Annotated in this window: 20 protein-coding genes and 2 pseudogenes; 12 read left to right on the plus strand and 10 right to left on the minus strand. The window is 70.1% G+C overall.

What is annotated here, in order from left to right; genetic code table 11:
* Window positions 1-192: 192 nt before the first annotated feature.
* Window positions 193-582 (minus strand): hypothetical protein, encoded by a 390-nt coding sequence (locus tag QTQ03_RS07165; RefSeq protein WP_289277301.1) that lies wholly within the window; start codon window positions 580-582, stop codon window positions 193-195.
* A gap of 346 nt (window positions 583-928) precedes the next feature.
* Here QTQ03_RS07165 and QTQ03_RS07170 point away from each other — a divergent pair, with 346 nt between their 5' ends.
* Window positions 929-1,435 carry an SPFH domain-containing protein gene (locus QTQ03_RS07170; RefSeq protein ID WP_289277302.1) on the plus strand — a complete coding sequence of 169 codons (507 nt, stop codon included), beginning with the start codon at window positions 929-931 and terminating at the stop codon, window positions 1,433-1,435.
* A gap of 198 nt (window positions 1,436-1,633) precedes the next feature.
* Here QTQ03_RS07170 and QTQ03_RS07175 read toward each other — a convergent pair whose 3' ends face one another.
* Window positions 1,634-2,965, minus strand: coding sequence for an IS4 family transposase (locus QTQ03_RS07175; RefSeq protein ID WP_289277303.1), 1,332 nt, complete (start codon window positions 2,963-2,965; stop codon window positions 1,634-1,636).
* 125 nt (window positions 2,966-3,090) lie between these two features.
* On the opposite strand from QTQ03_RS07175, the pseudogene QTQ03_RS07180 reads away from it, so the two are divergent.
* The 4 genes and pseudogenes from QTQ03_RS07180 to QTQ03_RS07195 form a co-directional block, all read left to right on the plus strand.
* A pseudogene (locus QTQ03_RS07180) lies at window positions 3,091-3,507 on the plus strand (SPFH domain-containing protein); the annotation flags it as partial.
* A gap of 150 nt (window positions 3,508-3,657) precedes the next feature.
* Window positions 3,658-3,942, plus strand: coding sequence for a DUF4339 domain-containing protein (locus tag QTQ03_RS07185; RefSeq protein ID WP_289280721.1), 285 nt, complete (start codon window positions 3,658-3,660; stop codon window positions 3,940-3,942).
* A gap of 88 nt (window positions 3,943-4,030) precedes the next feature.
* Window positions 4,031-5,122, plus strand: a complete 1,092-nt coding sequence (locus tag QTQ03_RS07190) for a TFIIB-type zinc ribbon-containing protein (protein ID WP_289277304.1) — start codon at window positions 4,031-4,033, stop codon at window positions 5,120-5,122.
* 281 nt (window positions 5,123-5,403) lie between these two features.
* On the plus strand, window positions 5,404-5,817 hold the full coding sequence (locus QTQ03_RS07195; RefSeq protein WP_289277305.1) for a nitroreductase family deazaflavin-dependent oxidoreductase: 414 nt from the start codon (window positions 5,404-5,406) through the stop codon (window positions 5,815-5,817).
* Window positions 5,818-5,866: 49 nt separating this feature from the next.
* On the opposite strand, the gene QTQ03_RS07200 is transcribed toward QTQ03_RS07195, so the two are convergent.
* Complete coding sequence (locus QTQ03_RS07200) at window positions 5,867-6,430, minus strand: GNAT family N-acetyltransferase (protein WP_289277306.1); 564 nt, start codon at window positions 6,428-6,430, stop codon at window positions 5,867-5,869.
* A 282-nt stretch (window positions 6,431-6,712) separates the two neighbouring features.
* On the opposite strand from QTQ03_RS07200, the pseudogene QTQ03_RS07205 reads away from it, so the two are divergent.
* Window positions 6,713-6,945, plus strand: a pseudogene (locus QTQ03_RS07205) (IS5/IS1182 family transposase); the annotation flags it as partial.
* 119 nt (window positions 6,946-7,064) lie between these two features.
* On the opposite strand, the gene QTQ03_RS07210 reads toward QTQ03_RS07205, so the two are convergent.
* Both QTQ03_RS07210 and QTQ03_RS07215 read right to left on the minus strand, forming a co-directional pair.
* The gene (locus tag QTQ03_RS07210) at window positions 7,065-8,171 is read right to left on the minus strand and encodes an NAD(P)H-dependent flavin oxidoreductase (RefSeq protein ID WP_289277307.1); all 1,107 of its coding nucleotides are present in this window, start codon (window positions 8,169-8,171) and stop codon (window positions 7,065-7,067) included.
* 17 nt (window positions 8,172-8,188) lie between these two features.
* Entirely contained in the window at window positions 8,189-9,871 is a 1,683-nt protein-coding gene (locus QTQ03_RS07215) for an acyl-CoA synthetase (protein WP_289277308.1), read from the minus strand.
* A 63-nt stretch (window positions 9,872-9,934) separates the two neighbouring features.
* Between QTQ03_RS07215 and QTQ03_RS07220 the strand changes: the two genes are divergently transcribed.
* Window positions 9,935-10,735, plus strand: coding sequence for a crotonase/enoyl-CoA hydratase family protein (locus QTQ03_RS07220; protein WP_289277309.1), 801 nt, complete (start codon window positions 9,935-9,937; stop codon window positions 10,733-10,735).
* Window positions 10,736-10,776: 41 nt separating this feature from the next.
* Here QTQ03_RS07220 and QTQ03_RS07225 read toward each other — a convergent pair whose 3' ends face one another.
* Entirely contained in the window at window positions 10,777-12,324 is a 1,548-nt protein-coding gene (locus QTQ03_RS07225; RefSeq protein WP_289277310.1) for an acyl-CoA synthetase, read from the minus strand.
* Between the two features lie 90 nt (window positions 12,325-12,414).
* Between QTQ03_RS07225 and QTQ03_RS07230 the strand changes: the two genes are divergently transcribed.
* From QTQ03_RS07230 to QTQ03_RS07245, 4 genes are read left to right on the plus strand one after another with little or no spacing between them, the layout of a single operon-like run.
* Complete coding sequence (locus tag QTQ03_RS07230) at window positions 12,415-13,416, plus strand: OB-fold domain-containing protein (RefSeq protein ID WP_289277311.1); 1,002 nt, start codon at window positions 12,415-12,417, stop codon at window positions 13,414-13,416.
* Between the two features lie 14 nt (window positions 13,417-13,430).
* A complete protein-coding gene (locus QTQ03_RS07235; protein WP_289277312.1) occupies window positions 13,431-14,483 on the plus strand; it encodes a thiolase family protein in 1,053 nt (350 codons plus the stop codon).
* Window positions 14,480-15,697 (plus strand): thiolase family protein, encoded by a 1,218-nt coding sequence (locus QTQ03_RS07240; RefSeq protein WP_289277313.1) that lies wholly within the window; start codon window positions 14,480-14,482, stop codon window positions 15,695-15,697. The genes QTQ03_RS07235 and QTQ03_RS07240 overlap by 4 nt, the downstream gene beginning before the upstream one ends.
* A gap of 21 nt (window positions 15,698-15,718) precedes the next feature.
* Window positions 15,719-17,350: a GMC oxidoreductase gene (locus tag QTQ03_RS07245; protein ID WP_289277314.1), complete on the plus strand. Its 1,632-nt coding sequence runs from the start codon at window positions 15,719-15,721 to the stop codon at window positions 17,348-17,350.
* Window positions 17,351-17,385: 35 nt separating this feature from the next.
* Here the strand turns inward: QTQ03_RS07245 and QTQ03_RS07250 are convergent, their stop codons facing one another.
* A complete protein-coding gene (locus QTQ03_RS07250) occupies window positions 17,386-18,612 on the minus strand; it encodes a cytochrome P450 (RefSeq protein WP_289277315.1) in 1,227 nt (408 codons plus the stop codon).
* A gap of 114 nt (window positions 18,613-18,726) precedes the next feature.
* Between QTQ03_RS07250 and QTQ03_RS07255 the strand changes: the two genes are divergently transcribed.
* Window positions 18,727-19,890 carry a steroid 3-ketoacyl-CoA thiolase gene (locus tag QTQ03_RS07255; protein ID WP_289277316.1) on the plus strand — a complete coding sequence of 388 codons (1,164 nt, stop codon included), beginning with the start codon at window positions 18,727-18,729 and terminating at the stop codon, window positions 19,888-19,890.
* A 48-nt stretch (window positions 19,891-19,938) separates the two neighbouring features.
* Here QTQ03_RS07255 and pgfA read toward each other — a convergent pair whose 3' ends face one another.
* The 3 genes from pgfA to QTQ03_RS07270 form a co-directional block, all read right to left on the minus strand.
* A complete protein-coding gene (pgfA, locus tag QTQ03_RS07260) occupies window positions 19,939-20,928 on the minus strand; it encodes a cell envelope lipid trafficking protein PgfA (RefSeq protein WP_289277317.1) in 990 nt (329 codons plus the stop codon).
* A gap of 111 nt (window positions 20,929-21,039) precedes the next feature.
* Window positions 21,040-21,834 (minus strand): SDR family oxidoreductase, encoded by a 795-nt coding sequence (locus tag QTQ03_RS07265; RefSeq protein ID WP_289277318.1) that lies wholly within the window; start codon window positions 21,832-21,834, stop codon window positions 21,040-21,042.
* On the minus strand, window positions 21,831-22,991 hold the full coding sequence (locus tag QTQ03_RS07270) for an acyl-CoA dehydrogenase family protein (RefSeq protein WP_289277319.1): 1,161 nt from the start codon (window positions 22,989-22,991) through the stop codon (window positions 21,831-21,833). The genes QTQ03_RS07265 and QTQ03_RS07270 overlap by 4 nt, the downstream gene beginning before the upstream one ends.
* Window positions 22,992-23,002 lie beyond the last annotated feature (11 nt).

The following is a 23,002-nucleotide window of genomic DNA, read 5'->3' on the forward strand; positions in this document are numbered from 1 at the left end:
CGAACTCGTCGTTGCCAGCCACTCTCCCGCGGCGGCTCGCCCGCCTGCCGTCCGGCGACAGCGGCGGCCGTGCAGGGACGACAAGGTCGCCGCTTCCAATGTCGCGGAGCAAGATTGACACTGGTACGGGCGAACGGCGCATCGCCGTCAACAACGAACCCGCGGTGACTGCCTGTCAGACGAACGCTCGGCTCAGGCCAGGAAGCTCAGGTAGGCCATGAGCCCGCCGTAAACGACGAAGGCGGCACCCATGCCACGCAGCCCCGACGGCGATCCCCGTCCCTGTTTCGCAGGTCGGAGCACCCGTTGAGGAATCCAGTAATATGCGATTCCACGGATAGCGAAGAAGATTCCCAGCAGGGTGACGAGCACCGCGAGGAGGCTACCCCAGGTGAAGTGGATAGCGAGCACGCCAAAACCGACGAAGAGGTGCACCATGCCAGATATGTTCACTGCCATCAAGTCTGACCGGTCCGCCACTTCAGTGAGTTGCAGATAGAACGGGGTTGCGACGATGAACGCAATTCCTGCGGTCAGCAGATACAGTGAAAGGATCTTTCCGAGGATCAGAGTCGTATTCATGTTTCACCCGGGTGTCAGCGGTGCAAGCGACATGCTCGCCACAGGCTACCGGCAACACGCCCCTTGATCCGAGATGGTGAATGATCAGGGGCAAATGCGCGCCGGCTACGACTGCTATGACACGAACCGGCGTGACGTTGCACCCTTTTCGGTGAACAGGGAGATGACAGCGTCACGAACAAACCCACAGTCAGTGATCTGTCGCCCCGTCGCCACACCCCATCCAACACGCCCAATACGTTAACCGAATGGTCCACCGTCGTCCAGCCCCACAGCCCCGGCGTCGTTCGATAGCGTCCGATGCGATCCGGGTCTGCGAGATGCCGTGGAGGGCGAAGACGCCAGGATGGACCGCCGCACGAGCGCCAGCGCCGCGGAGTTCGGGGAGGCTCTCTCTCGGCTCGGGCGGTTCGTGTATGCGACCCTCGGTCACCGGCTGGTCACCCACACCATTCGCAACCGCACCGGGCGTGGCGATTGGGGCTTCGAATGGGCTGGCGGGCGCGTGCTACGGTCGCCCGCGTCATCGGTGATCTCGCAGAACGAGGGGGACGCGATGGGGCTGATGGACAAGCTCCGGGGCGAGTTCGTCGACATCGTGGAGTGGTTGGACGACAGCCGGGACACGATCGTCTGGCGCTTCTCTCGGTACCAGAACGAGATCAAGATGGGCGCCCAGCTGGTCGTCCGCGAATCGCAGACGGCGGTGTTCGTCAACGAGGGGCAGATCGCCGACGCATTCGGCCCTGGCACCTACACGCTCGAGACCCGGAACCTGCCCGTCCTGGCCACCCTCAAGGGCTGGAAGTACGGCTTCAACTCACCCTTCAAGGCCCAATGCCACGTAGCCTAGTTTGATCATGCTGCGTGGGGTTGAAGTCGGTAGATGTGGACGGTGGCTGAGCCCTGGTGGCGGATGCTGGCTGGCTCGTCGCGTTTCTTGACGCGGTAGCTGTTGTGGCGGGCGCGTTTGACGGCGCGGGGGCAGGTGCGTTCGCGTCGGGTGGGGATCAGGAGAGCGGCGATCTGGGCAAGGTGGGTCGGTAGTCGGTCAGTCCAGTCCTGAGGGGGGAATGTCCGCCGTCCCGGTGGCGGTGCGGCGGATCAGGCGCAGGGCCTTGGTGAAGGAGATCCGATCTGGATCGAGGTCAGCGGCGGCGGACGCTTTCGCGGTCAGTGCGCTGATCGCGTGGTGGACGATCAGGTAGGCCCAGATCTCCTGATGGGCCAGGTCCGGCAGGCGGGACCGCAGCACCCGTCCGGGACCACGGAGGTGGGTTTTGAGCTGGTCGTTGGCGGTTTCTTCCTCCCAGCGTTCGTGGTACGCGGCGGCCAGTTCGTCGGCGCGGGCGTCGGCGGGGTCGATGATTGTGGTGATCAGGGCGATCAGTTCGCCGGTGCCGTTACCGACGCGGTCGGGTACGTCGTACTCGACCACTCTGGCGAGGTGGACGACCGGCAGGCCCTGGTCGTCGAACGCGTCGGGAACAGTGTTGATGTCGGTCAGATCAGCCTCGCCGCGGGCGGCTGCGAGGAGCCGTTCCCGTCGACCGCCATGGACAGTCGGCTTGATCAGGACGGTGAGATAGGTGCCGTCGGACAGGACCTTGACCACGGGCAGGTCGAGCTGGTTCGGGGTCCGCCACAGCAACGCCGCGCCGGTGGCCTGGGCGGCATCCCACGCCTGCCAGGAGTAGAACCCCCGGTCAGCGGTGAGCAGTTCGTCGGACCGCAGCCGCGGGTACAGGCGCTGCGCGAGGGTCTTCTCTCCCACGGCGTAGCCGCCGATCTCGGCGGCGACGAAGGCGTGGGTGCCGCACTCTGCGAGGGCCACTACCCGGGCCTTCGGGAACGCCGAACGGTTTTCCCCCGACCCGGCGTACCCCAACTCGGCCGCGTTCTCGTCGCTGTCGGGCAGGTCGACCTCGAACCCGTCGATCGCCAGCAGCCGCCACCGGCGCAGGAAAGACCCCCGCGCGGTGCCCAGCGCGGCCACCTGCACGTGCGGGCCCGCCTCACCCGCGACCGGCCCGCACGTGCGCTCGAACACCTCGGCGAACACCTGGCGACCCAACCGTTTCCGCGCCTGAGTGATGGCGCTGGACGTCGGCACGCTCCACCCCGCACTCCAGCACCCGAACCGGTCCAACGACCCGGTGACCCTGCTCGCGACCTCGGTGTAGTCATCGTCGGGGAACAACGCCAGCCCCAACGTCAGATACGCGGTCACATGCGCCGGCAGTTTCCCGTCCGACCGCTTCTCCCGCACCCCGCACACCTCAACCGCCGCGTCGACCTCCTCCCGCGACACCTGCGAGATCAACACCCCGAGCGTGACCTGATCCGACCGCACCGCCGGACGATCCACCACATCCACCGACATGACCCGAGATCAAAACAGCCCGCCGAACCACGGCCACCCCGCCACGCCGCACCACCCGCGAGTCCACACAAAACCGCAGGCCACACCCAAGATCAACTTAGCCTACGTGGCATTGCTTCAAGGCCGAGGTGTACTTCGTGAACACCCGGCAGTTCACCGACCTGAAGTGGGGTACCCAGAACCCGGTGATCCTGCGGGACGCCGAGTTCGGCGTGGTCCGGCTGCGGGCGTTCGGAGCGTACGCGGCGCGTGTGGTGGACGCGCAGCGGCTGCTGCGCGAACTGGTGGGCACGGATCCGCAGTTCCGCACCGAGGAGGTGCAGGACTACCTACGACAAGTCATCGTGGGGCGGCTCGCCGGCGCGCTGGCCGCCGCCGGCGTGCCGCTGCTGGACCTGGCGGCACACCAGGACGCGATCGGCCGACGGCTCGCAGCCGTGCTGACCGAGGAACTCGCCGGCATCGGCATCGCGATCCCGACGTTCGTCATCGAGAACATCTCCGTGCCGCCGGAGGTGGAGCGGGCACTGGACAGGCGAACCGGCATGAGCGCCGTCGGTGACCTGGACCGGTTCACCCGCTACCAGACGGCCACCGCGCTGGAGGACGCGGCGAACAACCGCGGTGGCGGCGCGGGTGCCGGAATCGGGTTGGGCATGGGCATGGCGGTGGGCCAGCAGGTCGCCCGATCCATGGTCGGCAGCTCGGGCACCCAGCCGCTGTCGTCGGCCCCCACGCAGCCGGGCGGTGCCGAGCCGCCACCGTTGCCCGGCCAGCCGCAGTGGTTCCTCGGCATAGCCGGGAAGCGGCAGGGCCCGTTCGACCTCGGCGGGCTGGCCCAGCAGGCGGGCGCGGGCAGGGTGGGCCCGGACACGCTCGTCTGGCGGGCCGGCATGGCGCAGTGGCAACCGGCCGGCCAACTGCCGGAACTCGCGTCGGTACTGGCCAGCGTCCCGCCGCCGCTGCCGCCGCAGTGAGCACGCGACGCCGGGGCGGAACGCGCAGTGCCGGAGTCATCGGAACGCGCAGTGCCGGAAAGGTGGCGCAGGGTGGGAGCGGGCCGCGATGAGTGACACGGCTGTCTCTTCACCGTCGTACCAGTGCGGGGGCTGTGGTGCCCGGACGGAGTACGCGCCGGGTACGGCGGTGCTGCGCTGCCCGTACTGCGGGCACCGACAGCAGATCGCCGGCGCCGGTCGGCAGGTACGCGAGCACGCCTACGACGAGCTGACCGCGCTGCCGCGTAAGCCGGTTGCCAACGTCGGGTCGCACAGGTTCGTCTGCCCGGGCTGCGGCGCCCGGACCGAGAGCGACGCGCTTGCCCAGCGCTGCCAGTTCTGTGCCACCCCGCTGGTGGCCGACGTTGCGGCGGGCGAGCTGATCGCGCCGGAGGCCGTGCTGCCGTTCACCGTGGACCGGGCGGGTGTGCGCACCGCCCTGGGCCAGTGGTGCCGCAGCCGCTGGTTCGCGCCGAACAGCCTGAAGAAGATCAGCGACGCGGAGACGCTCAAGGGCACCTATCTACCGCACTGGACGTTCGACGCGCGGACCCGAACGGACTACCACGGCCAGCGCGGCGAGCACTACTGGGTCACCGAGACGTACACGGTGACGGTGGACGGCCGAACCGAAACACGCACCCGGCAGGTGCGGCGGACCCGGTGGTATTCGGCGAGTGGCACGGTCGGCAGGGACTTCGACGACGTCTTGGTGCCGGCCACGACCTACCTGCCGGACAGGCAGTTGGATCAGCTGGCCCCGTGGCCGCTGGCCGAGGCGGTTGCGTACCACGGTGATTATCTGGCCGGGTATCACGCGGTGCGGTACGACACCGAGCCCGAGGCGGGGCTCGTCGCGGCGAAGGCGAGGATGGTGCCGGTCATCGAGCGGGACTGCCGGTCGGACATCGGCGGCGACGAGCAGCGGGTCACGTCGACGCATACGACCTACGCGGACGTGACGTACAAGCTGCTGCTGTTGCCGGTGTGGATCGCCGCGTACCTGCACGGCGGCCGGTCGTACCGGGTGCTGGTCAACGCGTGTACCGGTGAGGTCGTCGGCGAGCGCCCGTACAGTGCCGCCAAGATCACGGCGGCGGTGCTCGCCGCACTGGCGCTGGTCACGGCGATCGTGGTGGCGTACCTGATGGTGCGCTAACGCCGCCGTCGACGAAGCGGGCCGACCCGGCCTCACCCGTGGGGGCTACGCCAGCACCACGTCCGGGCTTGACCAGGACGCAGCGTCGACCCTGCATGCTGGGGCCGTGTCGATCGCCCCCCGGATGGCAACCGAGCAGGTTCCGGCACCCGTGATCCAGGTCCAGGGCCTGACGAAGTCCTACAAAGATCTGCACGCGCTGCGCGGCGTGGACCTGGATCACCCTAGCCGGGTTTGCCGGAATTACGATTGTGGAACCGGTACGCGGGCAAGGAGAGGTCATGAACGACTGGAACGACACGATCATCGAAGAGTTCCGCGCCAACGGCGGGCAGGTAGGCGGTCAGTTCGCCGGTGCGCCGCTGCTGCTGTTGCTGTTGCACACGGTGGGCGCCAAGAGCGGCCAGCCTCGCGTGAACCCGGTGATGTACCAGAAGGTGAATGGGGGCTACGCTGTCTTCGCGTCCAAGGGCGGTGCTCCCACCGATCCCGACTGGTACCGCAACCTGCTTGCCCATCCGCAGGTCAAAGCGGAGATCGGTACGGGCACGGTCGAGTTGGTTGCCCGAGTCGCCGTCGGGGACGAGCGGGAACGCATCTGGAACGCACAGAAGGCCGCCTATCCAGGCTTCGCGGACTACGAACGGAAGACCACCCGCCAGATCCCAGTCGTCGTCTTGGAGGCTACGCCGTAGGGTGCGACAGGTGCCGATGAGAGGATGTCGGACCGCACGCCGTCGCCGGTCACTGCTGCATGACCCAGATGGGCAGGGGGTCCGTCACGCTGCGCACAACGTTCCATCCGGCGCGGCGGTAGACCTCGACGTTGGCCGGGTTACTGGTCTCCAGGACCGCGGGTACGCCGTCGGCGGCGGCTCGGCGCAGCCCGGCGCTCATGACAGCGTGACCCCAACGACGGCCGGCGCTGTTGGGATGAGTTCCGAGGACACCGAGGTACCAGAATGGGACCTTCGGCAAGGCGGCGTGGACCGCCCGGTCGTAGGCGCGGACGCGGTAGAGCGCGTCGGCTGGCAGTTGAGCCGAGAGGTCGTCGTCCGAGGACATGTTCTCCGCCGCGGGCGGTTCCCAGATGGCAGCCGATAGGCCGCGCTCGATCATCCAGATGGTCTCCATCTGCACTCGCCTGTCGAAGAGGTGCCCGAAGAAGGCCGTGGCGAACTGTGAGTACGCGCGCTCGCCGGGAAAGAGGTATCGCAAGACAGGGTCTTGAGTAAACGTGGCAGCCAAGGAACTGACCACCCGGCCACGATCCGCCGGGGTGGCAACGGTGATCTCTGGAGTCGACACGGAGTCGAACTCTATCCACTCGGCCGCACTGCGTCGATCGACTACCGACTCGGTCCGGGCAAGGCGCATCGACCCATGGGACCCGGGGCGCGTCGGCCGGAGATCAGGTGCGCTCGCCTGGCGCCGTTGTAGGGGTCAGCGTCGACGTACTGGTACATGGAAGCCGTCGGGTCGGCGGGAAAGATGCACGCCGCCTCCTGGGGCGTCCGTACGATCCGATCGCCGCAGCTGCCTCTTCAATCCACCCGTTGAGGTGAAACCTTCGGCGGGCAGCTCCTCCGAGTCCGGCACGTCATTCCGGAACGGTCGGACCAGGTCGTCCCCCGGGCCGGCAAGGGCAGCGCCGGCGGGCGACCACCAGCCTTCGACGCAGTGGTCCACAAGAAGCGCAACGTCGTGGACCGCTACGTCGACCGGCTCGAGCAGTGGCGTGACCTGGCCACCCGATACGCCAAGCGCGCATCCCCCTACGGGCCAGCCTTGTCCTCATCACCGCCATCGTCTGGCTTCCATGATCGGCAGGACACACCTAGCCGGTGCTGGATGCGACACAGTCCGACCGTTCCTGGACAACGCCGGGAGCCCTTGCGGCGGTGTTCGGGGCGGACACCGCCGGGTCGAACACAGCCGGCGATCAGCGGCTCAGGCCCGCCAGCCGGTGTAGGGTCTCGTCGGCCTCGGACACCAGCGCCGTCATCACCTCGGCCACCGGGCGAACCTCGTTCAGTCGGCCCACGACCTGGCCGACCGGCATCGCGACCACGGTCGGGTCACCTGACCGCAGCAACCGTTCATGCGCCTCGCTGACCAGCATGTTCTGCAGCGGCATCGGCAGCGGCGCCGGCGCACCCGGTTGATTCCACGCCTCGGTCCACCGGCTGCGCAGCAGCCGGGCCGGCTTGCCCGAGTAGACGCGGGAACGGACCGTGTCGGCGGAGGTCGCCGCCAACAGCGCCTGCCGCAGCGCGGGCGGCGCCGAGGTGTCCAGGTACTCCCGCGTGGTCAGCCAGCAGGATCCCGTCCACACTCCGGTCGCGCCGAGCGCCACGGCCGCCGCGACCTGACGCCCGCACCCGATACCGCCGGCCGCCAGCACCGGAACCTGGTCGCCGACAGCGTCCACGATCTCCGGGACCAACACCATGCTGGCGATCTCACCGGTGTGCCCGCCCGCCTCGTAACCCTGGGCGACCACAATGTCGACGCCACCTGAGACATGCTGGCGCGCGTGCTCCACCCGACCCGCCAGCGCGGCCACCACCAGGCCACGGTCGTGGGCCCGGGCGATGACCTCCGGTGGCGGTGGGCCGAGGGCGTTCGCGATGAGGCGGACCCGATGCTCCAGCGCGACCGTCACGTGCGAGTGGGCCACCGAGTGCAGCCACCCCCGCACACCCGCTCCGGTCGCCGGTTCGGAGGTGAGCGCCGGGACGCCCAACCTGTCCAACGTGTCCGCCACGAACTCCCGGTGCCCGTCCGGGATCTGGCGTGCCAGGTCGGCCGGCTCCCCCTCGGTCGGACGGTGGGCGGGCAACACCACGTCCACCCCGTACGGCCGGCCGTCGGTGTGCTCGTCCAGCCAGGTCAGGGCGGCGTCGAGGGCGGCCGGGTCGCTGAACCGTACGCAGCCCAGGACGCCCAGCCCGCCGGCCCGGCTGATCGCCGCCGCGACATGCTCGGACGGGGTGAAACCGACGATCGGATGCTCGATGTCGAGCAGCGCGCACAGCGGTGTCCGCACGGTACCCCCTCGGCTCGTCAGTCTGCCTTCTGGTCATTGCCTTGCGCGTAGCGGTGCGCCCAGCGGTAGTCCGCCTTGCCGGCGGGGGTGCGGCCGATCTCGTCGACCAGCCAGATGCTGCGCGGCACCTTGTATCCGGCGATCCGCCCACGGAGGTGTGCGTCGAGTTCGGTCAGATCGAGTTGGCGGTCGCCCCTCGGCTGGATGAGCGCGGCCACCCGCTGCCCCAGCCGTTCGTCGGCGACGCCGATGACCAGCGCGTCGAACACGTCGGGGTGGGACTTGAGTGCGCTTTCCACCTCCTCCGGGAAGACTTTCTCGCCGCCCGTGTTGACGCAGGTGTTGCCGCGTCCCAACAGCGTCATCGTGCCGTCGGGCTCCATCCGGGCCAGGTCACCCGGCACGGCGTACCGCACCCCGTCGACCTCGGTGAACAACTCGGCGGTCTTGGCCGGGTCCTTGTAGTAGCCGAGGGGTACGTGTCCGCCCCGGGCCAACCGGCCCACGACTCCCGGCCCCGCCGGCCGACCGTTCTCGTCGAGCACGATGGTCTGTGGGCCCGGGGTGACCCTCGGGCCCACGGCGGACGGCGGTGCGTCGCTGACGATGCCGATGCCGGTGAAGCCGGTCTCCGAGGAACCGATGGACTCGGTGACCATCACCTGGGGTAGCGCGGCGACGTACTGCTCCTTGACGGCCGGAGAGAAGAGCGCGGCACTGCTGGAGATGGCGACCAACGACGAGGCGTCGTGGTCGCCCGTGCGGTACGCCTCGATGAGAGGCCGGGCCATCGCGTCCCCGACGAGCACGACCACGTTGACCCGACGGCGTTCGACGACCCGCCAGACCTCGTCCGGGTCGAAGCGCGGCAGCAGGACGACGGTGTCGCCAGCGAAGAGCGCCGCGAGGGCGGCCCACTGGGCGTTGCCGTGGATGAGCGGTGCCAGACACAGCCGGACCAGACCGACGCCTTGTTCCAGACCCCGCCTCGACTGAGCCCACTCGTCCGGCATCGGTAGGCCGGTCATGAAGTCGATGCCGCCGCCCAGCACCCGCCACACGTCCTCGTGCCGCCAGAGAACCCCCTTGGGGTAGCCGGTGGTGCCGCCGGTGTACAGCAGGTATCGATCGTCGGAACTACGTTCACCGAAGTCGCGCTGCGGCGAGGCGGCGGCGAGCGCGGTCGCGTAGCGCACCCCGCCCCCGGTGTCGGCGTCGGCGTCGGTGTCGGCGTCGGCGTCGGCGTCGGCGTCGGCGTCGGTGTCGGCGTCGGCGTCGGTGTCGGCGTCGGCGTCGGCGTCGGCGTCGGGGACAACGACGATCGAGTGCAAGTGCGGCACGTCGGGCACGACGGCGGCGACCAGATCGGTGTACCGGTGATCGTGCACCAGCGCGACCAGGTCCGCGTCCCGGAACAGGTACCGCAGCTCGTCCTCGACGTACCGGTAGTTGATGTTTACGGGGACCGCGCGCAGCTTGTACGCCGCGAGCAACGACTCGATCGCCTCGATCGAGTTACGGGCGTACACCCCGATGTGCTCCCCCGGCCCGACTCCGCGGTCGGCCAGGTGGTGGGCCAGCCGGTTCGCCTGGGCCTCCAACTGCGCGAACGTCGCCTCGCGGTCCCCACAGATTACCGCGATGCGCTCCCCGAAGGCATCGACGGCATGTTCGAAAAGATCCGCAATATTGGCCGCCATCATTTAAAAGTAGAACGTGTTATCGTCGAGCACAAGAGCATGCCGGCGTTTGCGAGGAGTATCGTGGAGCCGTCCACCGAGCCACCCCACGCCCTGGTCGAGCGACGCGGCCACGTCCTGGTCGTGACCATGAATCGGCCCCAGGCCCGCAACGCCCTGTCCGGGCCGATGTTGGCGATCATGCGGACGGCCTGGGACGAGGTCGACCAGGACCCAGACATCCGGGTGTGCGTGCTGACCGGCGCGGGCGGTGCGTTCTGCGCGGGAGCCGACCTCAAGGCGATGACCAACGCCCACCCGGGCGACCACCGCCGCACCGGCACGTTCGACGCGTCGGTGCTCGAACCGCTGCTCAAGGGGCGACGGCTACGCAAGCCGCTGATCGCCGCGGTGGAGGGCCCGGCCATCGCCGGCGGAACCGAGATCCTCCAGGCCACCGACGTGCGGGTCGCCGGTGCCAGCGCCCGGTTCGGCGTCTCCGAGGCGCGGTGGGGGCTGTTCCCGCTGGGCGGCTCGGCGGTCCGGCTACCCCGGCAGATTCCCTACACCGTCGCCGCGGACCTGCTGCTCACCGGACGGCACCTCACCGCCGCCGAGGCGAAGCAGGTGGGCCTGATCGGGCATGTGGTGCCGGACGGGCAGGCACTGACCAGGGCGTTGGAGTTGGCGGAGCTGATCGCCGGCAACGGCCCACTCGCCGTGCAGGCGATCCTCCGCACCATCCGGGAGACCGAGGGCATGGCCGAGAACGACGCGTTCACGGTCGAGTCCCGGCTGGGCATGGAGGTCTTCCGCAGCGCGGACGCCAAGGAGGGGCCGCGGGCGTTCGTGGAGAAGCGCCGGCCCGAGTTCCACGGCCGGTAGTACCGCGACCGGCACGACCGGCCGCGGCCGGGTGGACATGATCAGATCTGCCGGTCCCGCCCCGACCAGTACGGCTCACGCAGCAGCCGCTTGTAGAGCTTGCCGTTCGGGTCCCGCGGCAGTTCGTCGGTGTAGTCGACGCTGCGGGGCAGCTTGAACCGGGCTAGCCGTCCAGTCAGGAACTCCATCAGCTCCGAGGTCAACTCCGGGCCGGGTCGAATGCCCGCGGCCGGCTGCACCACGGCCTTGATCTCCTCGCCCCACTCGTCGTGCGGGATGCCGAACACCGCGACGTCGGCGACCTTGGGGTGAACCGACAACTCGGACTCGATCTCCGCCGGGTAGATGTTCACACCACCCGAGATGATCATGTCGGCACGTCGGTCGCACAGGTAGAGGTAGCCGGCCTCGTCCAGATAGCCGATGTCACCGACGGTGAACAACCGACCCACCCGAGCAGCCCGGGTCTTCTCCGGGTCACCGTGGTATTCGAACGTGCTGCCCTCCATCTCCAGGTACACCTGGCCGTGCGCACCCGCCGGCAGGTCCCGGCCATGCGAGTCGAGTATCCGCACCCGCGACCCGGGCCAGGGCCGACCCACCGATCCGGGACGGCGCAGCCACTCCTCGGCGCCGATCACCGTCCCGCCGCCTTCGGTGGCCGCGTAGTACTCGACCACCACCGGCCCCCACCACTGCATCATCCGGCGTTTGACCTCCGGTGGGCACGGGGCCGCACTGTGGATCACGGCCCGCATCGACGAGAGATCGTAGGCCGCCCGAACGCTCTCCGGCAGGGCGAGCAGCCGCCGGAACTGGATGGGCACCAGGTGGCTGTGGGTCACCTGGTGCCGCTCGACGAGCCGCAGCGTCTGCTCCGGATCCCACCGGTCGATCAGCACCGCCGGGTGGCCGAGTTGGACGGCGATCGTGGCGAAGGAGAGCACCGCCGTGTGGTAGAGCGGAGAGCAGCACAGGTGCACGTGACCGGCGAAGGGTCGCAGCCCGAAGACCTCGAAGAACCGGATGGCGTGCGGCGGCACCTGATCGGGGTCCGCGCCGCTGAGCGGACGACGCACCCCCTTGGGTCGGCCGGACGTGCCGGAGGTGTAGACCATGGGCGCGCCCAGCGTCCGGCCCGTCGGCCGACCCGACCCGCCGGCACCCAGCTCCGCCAGGGGCCGGAACCCGGGAACGGACCCGACCGCGAACCGCCCGGACGGCGCGATCCGGGCGGCCTCGGCCGCCTCGGCCGCCACCCCGGCGAATCGCTCGTGCACGATGAAGCACCGCGCGGCGGCGTCGGTCAGGATGTGCGCCACCTCGGCGCCGACCAGATGCCAGTTCAGCGGCACGACGTAGAGCCCGGTCTGCAGGGCGGCGAAGTAGACGGCGAGCAGGGCGGCGCTGTTCGGCAGCAGGACGGCAACGCTGTCCCCGGTCGCCAGCCCCGCCGTCCGCAGGCCGCGACCGATCCGATCGGCCTCGGCCGCCAGCTCGGCGTACGTCACCTGTCGGCCGTCCGACTCGACGACGGCGACCGAGCCCGGCGCCGCGTGGGCGATGTTCCACACCCCGGGATTAGCCATACCCACAACCTATAACGGTTCAACGCGCCACGAAAGCGTTGATCTTCAATACTATTGCCACCAACGTTGAAACATGTTCCACTCGTTGACGTGGAGCCCGCGCTGAGCGCACCGCTGAATATCGGATTCGACTACACCCGATCATTGGGGCCGGTCCTCAGCCGGTTCGTGACCGGTCTGACCGAACGCCGCATCGTCGGCACCCGCGGATCCGACGGCCGGGTGCACGCTCCGCCCGCGGAGTACGACCCGATCACCCACGCGCCGTTGACCGACCTGGTCGACGTGTCCACCGTGGGCGTCGTCGTGACCTGGACCTGGGTACCCCGGCCGCTGGAGGGGCAGCCGCTGACGCGACCGTTCGCCTTCGCCCTGATCCGGCTCGACGGCGCGGACACCCCCATGCTGCACGCGGTGGACTCCGGATCGGACGAGCTGATGCGCACCGGGATGCGGGTGCGCGCACGCTGGTGCGCCACCCCGGTCGGCAGCATCCGTGACATCGAGTGTTTCGAACCGACCGACGGCCGCGTCGCGACGCCCCCGCCACCCCGGTCGGTCGAGGCGCCCCCGACCGGGACGGCGGACGCCACCGCGACGACCGCAGCCGAACGGGTGACGATGGTGACCACACCCGTCCACCTACGTTACCGGCACACCGCCTCCCCCGAGGAGAGCCGCTACCTGCGGGGCCTGGCGACCGGCCGGTTGCTCGGCCAACGCTGCCCGGCCTGCGGCCGGGTCTACATCCCCCCGCGCGGCGCCTGCCCCACCGACGGAGTCCCCACCACGGACGAGGTCGAGCTGCCCGACCAAGGCACGGTGACCACGTTCTGTGTGGTCAACGTGCCTTTCGCCGGTCAGCGGGTGGCACCGCCGTACGTCGTGGCGCAGGTGTTGCTCGACGGCGCGGACATCCCGTTGCCGCATCTGGTCCTCGGCGGACCGGCCGGCGACGTACGGATGGGGATGCGGGTCGCGGCGGTCTGGCGACCACGTGACCAGTGGAGCACGAGCCCCGAGAACATCGATCATTTTCGACCGACCGGCGAACCCGACGCGCCGTACGAGTCCTACGCCCACCACCTGTGACCGGAGGAACCGCCATGACGGAGGTCGCCGTGGTCGGCTTCGCCGAGGCACCCTGCGTACCGCACGGCGGCACGACCAACGGGGTGGAGATGCTCGTGCCGATCTTTCAGGAGGTTCTCGCGGCCAGCGGTCTGCCCCGTCGGGACGTCGGCTTCTGGTGCTCCGGCTCGTCGGACTACCTCGCCGGCCGGGCGTTCTCCTTCGTCAGCGCCGTCGACGCGATCGGTGCCTACCCACCGATCGTGGAGTCGCATGTCGAGGCCGACGGCGCGTGGGCACTGTACGAGGCGTTCGTCAAGCTGCTCCTCGGCGAGGCGGACACCGCCCTGGTCTACGGCTTCGGCACGTCGTCCGCGGGTGAGCTGCGACGCGTGCTGGCGATGCAACTGGACCCGTACCTCGTCGCTCCACTGTGGCCCGACTCGGTGAGTGTCGCGGCGCTCCAGGCCCGCCTCGGCATCCAGGCCGGGCTGTTCACCGAACGGGTCATGGCCGAGATTGCCGCGCGCAGCCGTGCCGCGGCGATGGAGAATCCCAACGCCCAGGTCACCGGGCACGCGACGGTCGAGGAGCTACTCGACGCGCCCTACGTCGCCAACCCGTTGCGGGCGCACGACTGCGCACCCGTCGGCGACGGCGCGGCCGCCGTGCTCCTGGCCCGCGGCAGCCGCGCCCGCGACCTGTGCGAGCGCCCCGCCTGGATCACCGGGATCGCCCACTACGTCGACCCGCCGGGGCTGGGCACCCGCGACCTCACCACGGTGCCGTCGGCGGCGGCGGCCGCGACGGCGGCCGGCCTCGACGGCGACGTCCAGGTCGCCGAGGTGCACGCCCCCTTCACCCATCAGGAGATCCTGCTCACCCGCGCGCTGGCGCTGGGCGACGGGGTCCGGGTCAATCCCACCGGCGGAGCGCTGTGCGGCAACCCCCTGTTCGCCGCGGGGCTGGCCCGCATCGGCGCCGCGGCACGCCAGATCATCACCGGCGCGGCGACACGGACGGCGGGCCATGCCACGAGCGGCCCGGCGTTGCAGCAGAACCTCGTCTGTGTCATGGAGGCGCGATGAGCTCACCGCCCCCGTACCGCGCCGCCGTCCTCGGAGTCGGTCAGACCCGGCACCGCAGCCGCCGGGCCGACGTGTCGATCGCGGGTCTGTGCCGGGAGGCGATCGACCGGGCGCTGGCCGACGCCACGACCGACACCGCGGACATCGACGCGGTGGTCGTCGGCAAGGCACCGGACCTGTTCGAGGGCGTCATGATGCCCGAGCTGTTCCTCGCCGACGCGCTCGGCGCCACCGGCCGACCGCTGCTGCGCGTGCACACCGCCGGCTCGGTCGGTGGCGCGACCGCCATCGTGGCCAGCAGCCTGGTCCGCGCCGGCATCCACCGGCGGGTGCTCGCTGTCGCGTTCGAGAAGCAGTCCGAGTCGAACGCGATGTGGGCGCTGTCGATCACGCCACCGTTCACCATGCCGATCGGTGCCGGCGCCGGCGGGTACTTCGCTCCGCACATCCGGTCGTACCTGCGCCGTTCCGGCGCGCCGCCACACGTCGGCGCGCTCGTCGCGGTGAAGGACCGGCGCAACGGAGCACGCAACCCGTACGCACACCTGCGCCAGCCGGACATCACCGTGGAGTCGGTCTACGCGTCGCCGATGCTGTGGGACCCGATCCGCTACGACGAGACCTGCCCGTCCTCGGACGGCGCCTGCGCGGTGGTGATCGGTGACCAGGCGGCGGCCGAGGCCAGCGGCCGGCCGGTGGCCTGGATCCACGCCACCGCGATGCGCACCGAGCCGACCGTGTTCGCCGGCAAGGACCACGTCGACCCGCGGGCCGGCCGGGAGGCGGCGGCGGCCCTGTGGCAGGCGGCCGGGATCGACGATCCGTTGGCACAGGTCGACGTCGCCGAGATCTACGTGCCGTTCTCCTGGTTCGAGCCGATGTGGCTGGAGAACCTGGGCTTCGCGGAGCAGGGGCAGGGCTGGCGGCTCACCGAGTCGGGACAGACCGGGCTGGACGGCGTCCTGCCGGTGAACCCCTCCGGCGGTGTGCTGTGTTCCAACCCGATCGGCGCCTCCGGCCTGCTGCGGTTCGCCGAGGCCGCGTTGCAGGTGATGGGCCGGGCCGGGGCGCACCAGGTGCCGGGCGCGCGGACCGCCCTGGGCCACGCGTATGGCGGGGGATCTCAGTTCTTCGCCATGTGGGTGGTCGGAGCCGACCCGGCCGGTCGACGGAATCGACCAGGCCGGAGGCCACCCGACACCGACCAAGGCTAGCGAGATGGAGAGGGATCGAGCATGACAGGTACCAGCTTCACCCGACGTGACCTGCTACGGGTCACCACGCTCGGTGCCGGCGCCACCGTGGCCGGTGCCGCACTGGGCCAGCGGGCGGCTCCGGCACTCGGTGCCGTCCCCGCGCTGGTCGGCAAGACCGCCGTGGTCGTCGGCAGCGGCTTCGGCGGGGCGGTCGCGGCGTACCGGCTCGGCCAGGCCGGGGTGGTCACCACCGTGCTGGAGCGCGGCCGGCGCTGGGACGTCGACGGCTCGGGCAGCACGTTCTGCGGAATCAACGCGCCGGACTGGCGGTGTGCCTGGTTCCAGGACCGCCCGCCGCTGGGCATCAACGTCGGTGCGAAGATCGAGCGGCGCGCCGGTCTGATCGCCCGACACGCCGGCGACGGGATCAATGTCCTCAGCGGAGTGGGTGTGGGCGGCGGCTCCCTCGTCATCGGGATGTTCCTACCGCAGCCCCGACGCAGCGAGTGGGAACGCGTCTACCCGGCCGAGATCGGATACGACGAGATGGACGGTGTCTACTGGCCGCGGGCCCGGCAGAACCTCGGCGCCACGCCGATACCCGACGACGTGCAGGGCGCCGGCCCGTACCGGGGAGCGCGAGCTTGGCTCGAGTACCTGGCGGAGTTCAAGCAGACTCCGCTACCCATTCCGTTCGCGGTCGACTGGGACGTGGTCCGCGCCGAACTCGCCGGTTCCGCTGTGGCGTGCCACACAATCGGCGAGGGGCCCTACGGCAGCAACTCCGGGGCGAAGAACAGCGTGGACCGCAACTACCTGGCCTGGGCGGCCGCGACCGGCAACGTGACGACGCTGCCGCTGCACGAGGTCACCGAGATCCACGAGGTGTCCGGCCAGGACACGTTCGAGGTCAGGTGCCGGCAGATCGACGAGCACGGAACGGTGCTGGCGACCAGGACCTTCGCCTGCGACTACCTGTTCCTGGCCGCCGGCTCCGTCTACACCACGTCGCTGCTGCTCACCTCCCGGGCCAAGGGCTGGCTGCCCCGCCTGGTCAGCCCCGAGGTGGGCAAGGGCTGGGGAAACAACGGCGACTTCCTGGTGACCCGGTTCAATCTGCGCAGGGACGTCGGCTACGCCCAGGGCGGCCCGGGCAACGTGAAATACATCGACGACGACAATCCGTTCGCCGTCACGTCGATGGCGTGGGAGGCGGCACCCGTCCCGACCTGGATGCCGCGTACCACCGCGCATCTGGTGACCAGTGTGGTGCCGGAACGCGGGGAGATCCGCTATGACGCGACGACCGGGGCGGGCAAGGTCCACTGGCCCTACGGGCTGCTGTGCACCACCGCGGAAAAGGCGGCGGTCAACCTGGTGACCCGGCTGTGGTGGAAGACCGAGGGCAGCAAGGGATACCTGCTGAACGGCCTGCCGGCCTACGACCGGAACATCGGCACCGGGCTCGGCGCGGCGAACACGTGGCACCCGCTGGGCGGCATGGTCATGGGCAAGGCCACCGACTTCGGCGGTCGGTGCGTCGACTACCCCAACCTCTACTGCGTCGACGGGTCGGTGCTGCCCGGATCGACCTGCCTGGCTAATCCCTCCTTGACCATCACCGCGAACGCCGAACGCTGCATGGACAGGTTCGTCGCCGCGCATACCTGACACCGCACGGGGGTCCCGGTTGTCGGGACCCCCGCTCAGCGGTACCGCACCGGCAACTGTCGGATGCCGTTGATCCAGCCTGACCGCAGTCGCTGCGGATCGGCCACCTTGCGGATGTCCGGCAGCTGGTCGGCGATCGCGTTGAAGATCAGCTCGATCTCCAGGCGAGCGAGGTTCGCGCCCAGGCAGAAGTGCGCGCCGCTACCACCGAATCCCAGGTGCGGGTTGGGGCTGCGGGTGATGTCGAACCGCTCGGGATCCTCGAACACCGCCTCGTCGAAGTTGGCCGACCCGTAGAAGAGCGCTACCCGTTGGCCGGCGGAGATGCCCTGGCCCCCCAGCACGGTGTCGACCAACGCGGTGCGTTGGAAGACGTTGACCGGGGTAGCCCAGCGGATGATCTCCTCGACCGCACTCCTGGGACGCTCGGCCTTGAACAGTTCCCACTGCTCCGGGTGGTCGAGGAAGGCCAGCATGCCGTGGGTGATCGCGTTGCGGGTCGTCTCGTTGCCCGCCACCGCCAGCAGCATCACGAAGAAGCCGAACTCGTCGGTCGTCAGATGCGTGCCGTCGATCTGCGCGTTGACGAGTTTGGTCACCAGGTCGTCCCGCGGGCTGCGCTGGCGCTCCTCGGCCATGCCCATGGCGTACGCGAGCAACTCGGCCGCGGCGGCCAGTGGATCCACTCCGTAGGCCGGATCGTCGTACCCGATCAGCTGGTTCGACCAGTCGAAGACCTTGCGCCGATGGTGTTGCGGGACCCCGATCAGTTCGGCGATCGCCTGCAACGGTAGTTCGCAGGCGATGTCGGTGACGAAGTCGCCGCTGCCGTGCCCGGCCGCGTCGCGCACGATGCGCTCGGCGCGCTCCGCCAACGCCCCGCGCAACGCGTTGATCGCCCGGGGGGTGAAGCCACGGGAGACGATGGCCCGCAGCTTGGTGTGCTCCGGCGGGTCGGTGTTGAGCATGATGACCCGCTGGGTCTCGATGTCCTCCCGGGTGGTGCCGGCCCGGAGCCGGGCTATCGCGGTGTTCTCCCGGGTGGAGTAGGTGTCACTGTCCCGGGAGACCGCCATGACGTCGGCGTAGCGGGTGACCACCCAGTATCCGTCGTCGTCGAAGCCGGCCGATCCCCTCGGTTGGGCGTTCCACCAGACGGGGGCGGTCCGGCGAAGCTCGGCGAACTCCTTCCGGGGCACTCGGCGCACCAGGACGTCGGGATCGGTGAAGTCGAATCCCGCCGGGATGCACGGCTCAGTCATCAGACCTCCTATCATAACTTGTTCTAATATTCAAGCAGATCGAATGTCGTGTCGCCAACGAAGGATGTGCTTCGATAACGAGAACGTGTTCTCTTCCAGAAACGGGGCGGTGCGATGGGTACTCCGGTGATCGTGGACGCGGTTCGAACGCCGATCGGCAAGCGCGGCGGCTGGTTGGCGGGACTGCACGCCGCCGAACTGCTCGGCGCGGCGCAACGCGCCCTCGTCGAGCACGCGGACCTCGACCCGGACACGGTCGAGCAGGTCATCGGCGGGTGCGTCACCCAGAGCGGCGAGCAGTCCAACAACGTCACCCGCACCGCCTGGTTGCACGCCGGCCTGCCGTACCGGACAGGCTGCCTCACCGTCGACGCGCAGTGTGGATCGTCGCAGCACGCCGCTCATCTCGTCGCCGGTCTCATCGCCACCGACGCCATCGAGGTAGGCATCGCCTGCGGCGTCGAGGCGATGAGCCGGGTACCGCTGCGGGCGAACCTCGGCGTCGACGTCGGCACGCCCCGCCCGGCCTCGTGGCTGATCGACCTGCCCAACCAGTACGTCGCCGCCGAGCGGATCGCGGTGCGGCGCGGGCTGTCCCGCACGGCGGTCGACGAGTTCGGTGTGCGCTCGCAGGCCCGTGCGGCCCTGGCGTGGGCACAGGGGCACTACGACCGCGAGGTCGTGGCGGTGACCGCACCGACGCTCGACGCCGAGGGACGCCCGACCGGAGGAACCCACCCGGTCGACCGGGACCAGGGCCTGCGGGACACCACCGTGGCGGCGCTGGCCGGGCTGCGACCGGTGGTCGAGGGCGGGGTGCACACCGCCGGCACCTCGTCGCAGATCTCCGACGGAGCCGCGGCGGTGCTGCTCGTGGCCGCGGACCGGGCCCACGCGCTCGGTCTGCGCCCCCGAGCCAGGATCGTCGCCCAGTGCCTGGTGGGCGCCGAGCCCTACTACCACCTGGACGGTCCCGTGCAGGCGACCGAGCGGGTCCTGGCCCAGGCCGGCATGAAGGTCGAGGACGTCGATCGGTTCGAGGTCAACGAGGCGTTCGCCGCCGTCGTGCTGTCCTGGCTGGCCGTCCACCGGGCCGATCCGGAGAAGGTGAACGTCAACGGTGGCGCGATCGCGCTGGGGCATCCGGTGGGCAGCACCGGGGCTCGCCTGCTCACCACCGCCCTGCACGAGTTGGAACGGACCGATACCCGCACGGCGCTGATCACGATGTGCGCGGGTGGCGCCATGTCCACCGCGACCATCATCGAACGACTCTGACCGCTCCCGCCACGGCCGCGCGCCGGGCTGGTGATCGGTGGCCACGGGTCAGCCGTCGCGTGCCGCCGTACGGCGCACCACCAGTGCGCCCACGGCCAGGCCGACCAGCCCTACCAGGACGAGACCGGCGGGCAGGTAACGCCGCACGAACAGGATGCGCTGCCGCCCGCTCGCCGCGTCGTCGGTGACGCGACGCAGCGTCTCCGGAGCGAACTCGAACCTGGCGTCGAGCAACACCACGGGCTGCCCGACGTCCGGGACCAGCGTGCGGTGCGGCTCCTCCCGAACCCCGACGATCGTCCCGGTGACCGGTTCCACCCAGACCGTACGGTGGTTCCGGTAGGTTACCGACCCGGTCGTCGCACCGGGAGCGAACCGCGCGACGAGGGCCCCGACGAACTGCGGACTGGTCCGCACCGGCCGCTCGTCGACGACCTGCTCGAAGCGGTACGCCTGGAGCCCCTCGATGGTCTCGGTGCCCCGGTAGTGGATCGGCAGTGCCTCCCCGAGGTCGCTGTCGTAGTACTGGTACGTCGTTCGTTCGGTGTCGAATGGGAACCGGTAGAGCTGCCCCGAGTACCGCACCGTGCCCGGCTGGCACTCCTCGGCGGCAGGTCCGTCGACCCGGCACTGTCCACTCCAGTCGACCGCCGCGCCGGAGGTGCGATCGAGTGCGATCGCGCTGCGCACGGCGCTGACGAGCTGTCCGGTGTCCACCCGAGTCGTCTGCTGGAACACGTTCCAGACCACCGCATCGTCCCGGATCGCCTCGGCCAGCGTGGCGGTCGTGGCGGCGTCCGACTCGATGCGTGTGGTGGCCCGCAGGTCAGTCGTCACGATCTCGATCGACGGGCGTTCACCGGTCAGTTCGGCGTGCACGACCGTCGCGCCCGACGCCTCGGTGACAGACTCCGTCGGGGCCAGGTCGACAGGGATCCTGGTAACTGTCGGAGCGATGCCGAAAGCCAGCCCGAGACCGGCCAACAGCCCGACCAACCCGGCGCCGGCCAACGCAATTCCCACAACCCGCCTACTCATGTCGCCACGTCCTCTCAGTCGAGAATGAGTTGGCAACTATCAATGTAGAACGGGTTACAGTTCGGTGTCCGACCCCCCGGTTGGCGCCAGCGACACAAACCGACCAATCGGTCAGGGATGTTGACTGCTCACCGACACCACCTCGCCCGTGAGGTACGAGGCGTAGTCGCTGGCGAGGAAGACCATGACGGCCGCGACCTCCCAGGGCTGCGCCGCCCGGCCGAACGCCTCCCGCCCGGCGAGCTCGGCAAGCAGGTCCGAACTGGTCACCCTGGACAGGAAGGGATGCATGGCGAGGCTGGGCGCCACGGCGTTGACCCGGATGCCGTACGGCGCCGCGTCGAGCGCCGCGCACCGGGTGAACGCCATCACCCCCGCCTTGGCGGCCGCGTAGTGCGCCTGGCCGGCCTGGGCGCGCCAGCCCAGCACCGAAGCGTTGTTGACCACCACACCACCGCCGCCCTGCGCCAGCATCTGCCGCACCGCCGCCCGGGTACAGCGAAACGCGCCGGTCAGGGTCACGTCCAGCACCCGCGACCACTCGTCGTCGGTCATCTCCACGACCGGCCTGGTGCCGCCGAGCCCGGCGTTATTGATCATGATGTCCAGCCGCCCGAATTCGCGCACGGCGGTGGCGACGAGCGCCCGTACGGCCCGCTCGTCGGTCACGTCGCAGGGCACCGACCGGACCCGACCCGGGTAGCCGGCCGACAGCCGCTCGTGGCTCTCGGCGAGCCGCCGGACATGCTGGTCGCTGATCACCACGAAGCCGCCCTCGTCCAGGCAGCGTTCGACCACGGCCGCCCCGATACCGGTCCCAGCCGCCGCGGTCACCGCCACGACCTTGTCCGCGAGCAGGTTCCGACCGGCCGGGCGGCCCGGCGGTGGCGGCGCTTCCGGCCTCATCCGCGGGCCTGTCGGGGCAGGCCGAGAACCCGCTCGGCGATGATGCCGCGCTGAATCTCGTCCGACCCGCCGTAGATCGTGTCCGCCCGGCTGAACAGGAACAACCGCTGCCACTCGTCCAGGTCGTACGGCGCCGCACGGGCGACCGCACCGGAGGCACCACGCACCTGCATGGCCAGTTCGCCGAGTCGCCGGTGCCACCGCGCCCAGAGCAGCTTCACCGCCGACGCCCCCTGCCCCGGGCCGTGCCGGTCGGTCTCGGCCATCGTCCGCAGGGTGTGCGCTCGCAGCGCCCAGAGCCCGATGAAGGCGCGGGCGAGCGCGTCCCGCAGCAGGGGGTCGCCGGCGACACCGAGTTGGCGGGCGAGCGACACCAGACCCTCCAGTTCCCGCTGGAAACCGACCTGCTGGCCGAGGGTCGCCGCGCCCCGCTCGAACGCCAGGGTGCCCATCGCCACCCGCCATCCCTCGCCGACCTCGCCGACGACCAGGTCACGCGAGGTGCGCGCGCCGTCGAAGTAGACCTCGTTGAACTCCGAGGTGCCGGTCAGCTGACGGATGGGCCGCACCGTGACGCCGGTTTGCCGCATCGGCACGAGGAGGTAGGACAGCCCGGCCCGGCGGGACTCCGCACCCGGGGGCCCGGTCCGGGCCAGCAGAAAGCACCAGTCCGCCACGTGCGCCAGCGAGGTCCACACCTTCTGACCGTCGACGATCCACTCGTCGCCGACGAGCCGGGCTCGGGTCGCCACCGCGGCGAGATCGGATCCCGCCCCGGGCTCGGAGTACCCCTGACACCACAGCTCCTCGACGGCGCGGATCCTGGGCAGAAAGCGCCGGCACTGCTCCGCCGTGCCGTAGGCGATCAGAGTCGGGCCGAGCAGTTCCTCGCCCAGGTAGCCGACGCGGGCCGGGGCGCCGGCGCGGGCGTACTCCTCGTGGAAGGCGACCTGTTGGGCGAGTGTGGCGCCACGACCGCCGTGCTCGACCGGCCAGCCCAGACACGTCCACCCGGCGGCGGCGAGCCGCCGGTCGAAGGCCAGCCGTTCGCGGTACGCCTCGTGTTCCCGGCCCGGTCCGCCCGCGCCCCGCAGTTCGGCGCTCACGTTCTCCGCCAACCAGGCGCGCGCCGCGCGCCGGAACTCCTCGTCGTGCACTGGTGTCACCT

Origin of the sequence: Micromonospora sp. WMMA1363, assembly GCF_030345795.1 — a bacterium.
Taxonomy (GTDB): domain Bacteria; phylum Actinomycetota; class Actinomycetes; order Mycobacteriales; family Micromonosporaceae; genus Micromonospora.

What these genes read in the sequence shown, in the direction of transcription:
- QTQ03_RS07195 (WP_289277305.1), top strand. Translation starts at nt 5,404, where the DNA reads ATGAACGACTGGAACGACACGATCATCGAAGAGTTCCGCGCCAACGGC.
- QTQ03_RS07240 (WP_289277313.1), top strand. Translation starts at nt 14,480, where the DNA reads ATGAGCTCACCGCCCCCGTACCGCGCCGCCGTCCTCGGAGTCGGTCAG.
- QTQ03_RS07245 (WP_289277314.1), top strand. Translation starts at nt 15,719, where the DNA reads ATGACAGGTACCAGCTTCACCCGACGTGACCTGCTACGGGTCACCACG.
- QTQ03_RS07185 (WP_289280721.1), top strand. Translation starts at nt 3,658, where the DNA reads ATGGTCGGCAGCTCGGGCACCCAGCCGCTGTCGTCGGCCCCCACGCAG.
- QTQ03_RS07215 (WP_289277308.1), bottom strand. Translation starts at nt 9,871, where the DNA reads ATGGCGGCCAATATTGCGGATCTTTTCGAACATGCCGTCGATGCCTTC.
- QTQ03_RS07175 (WP_289277303.1), bottom strand. Translation starts at nt 2,965, where the DNA reads ATGTCGGTGGATGTGGTGGATCGTCCGGCGGTGCGGTCGGATCAGGTC.
- QTQ03_RS07190 (WP_289277304.1), top strand. Translation starts at nt 4,031, where the DNA reads ATGAGTGACACGGCTGTCTCTTCACCGTCGTACCAGTGCGGGGGCTGT.
- QTQ03_RS07265 (WP_289277318.1), bottom strand. Translation starts at nt 21,834, where the DNA reads ATGAGGCCGGAAGCGCCGCCACCGCCGGGCCGCCCGGCCGGTCGGAAC.
- QTQ03_RS07170 (WP_289277302.1), top strand. Translation starts at nt 929, where the DNA reads ATGGACCGCCGCACGAGCGCCAGCGCCGCGGAGTTCGGGGAGGCTCTC.
- QTQ03_RS07165 (WP_289277301.1), bottom strand. Translation starts at nt 582, where the DNA reads ATGAATACGACTCTGATCCTCGGAAAGATCCTTTCACTGTATCTGCTG.
- QTQ03_RS07250 (WP_289277315.1), bottom strand. Translation starts at nt 18,612, where the DNA reads ATGACTGAGCCGTGCATCCCGGCGGGATTCGACTTCACCGATCCCGAC.
- QTQ03_RS07255 (WP_289277316.1), top strand. Translation starts at nt 18,727, where the DNA reads ATGGGTACTCCGGTGATCGTGGACGCGGTTCGAACGCCGATCGGCAAG.
- QTQ03_RS07235 (WP_289277312.1), top strand. Translation starts at nt 13,431, where the DNA reads ATGACGGAGGTCGCCGTGGTCGGCTTCGCCGAGGCACCCTGCGTACCG.
- pgfA (WP_289277317.1), bottom strand. Translation starts at nt 20,928, where the DNA reads ATGAGTAGGCGGGTTGTGGGAATTGCGTTGGCCGGCGCCGGGTTGGTC.
- QTQ03_RS07225 (WP_289277310.1), bottom strand. Translation starts at nt 12,324, where the DNA reads ATGGCTAATCCCGGGGTGTGGAACATCGCCCACGCGGCGCCGGGCTCG.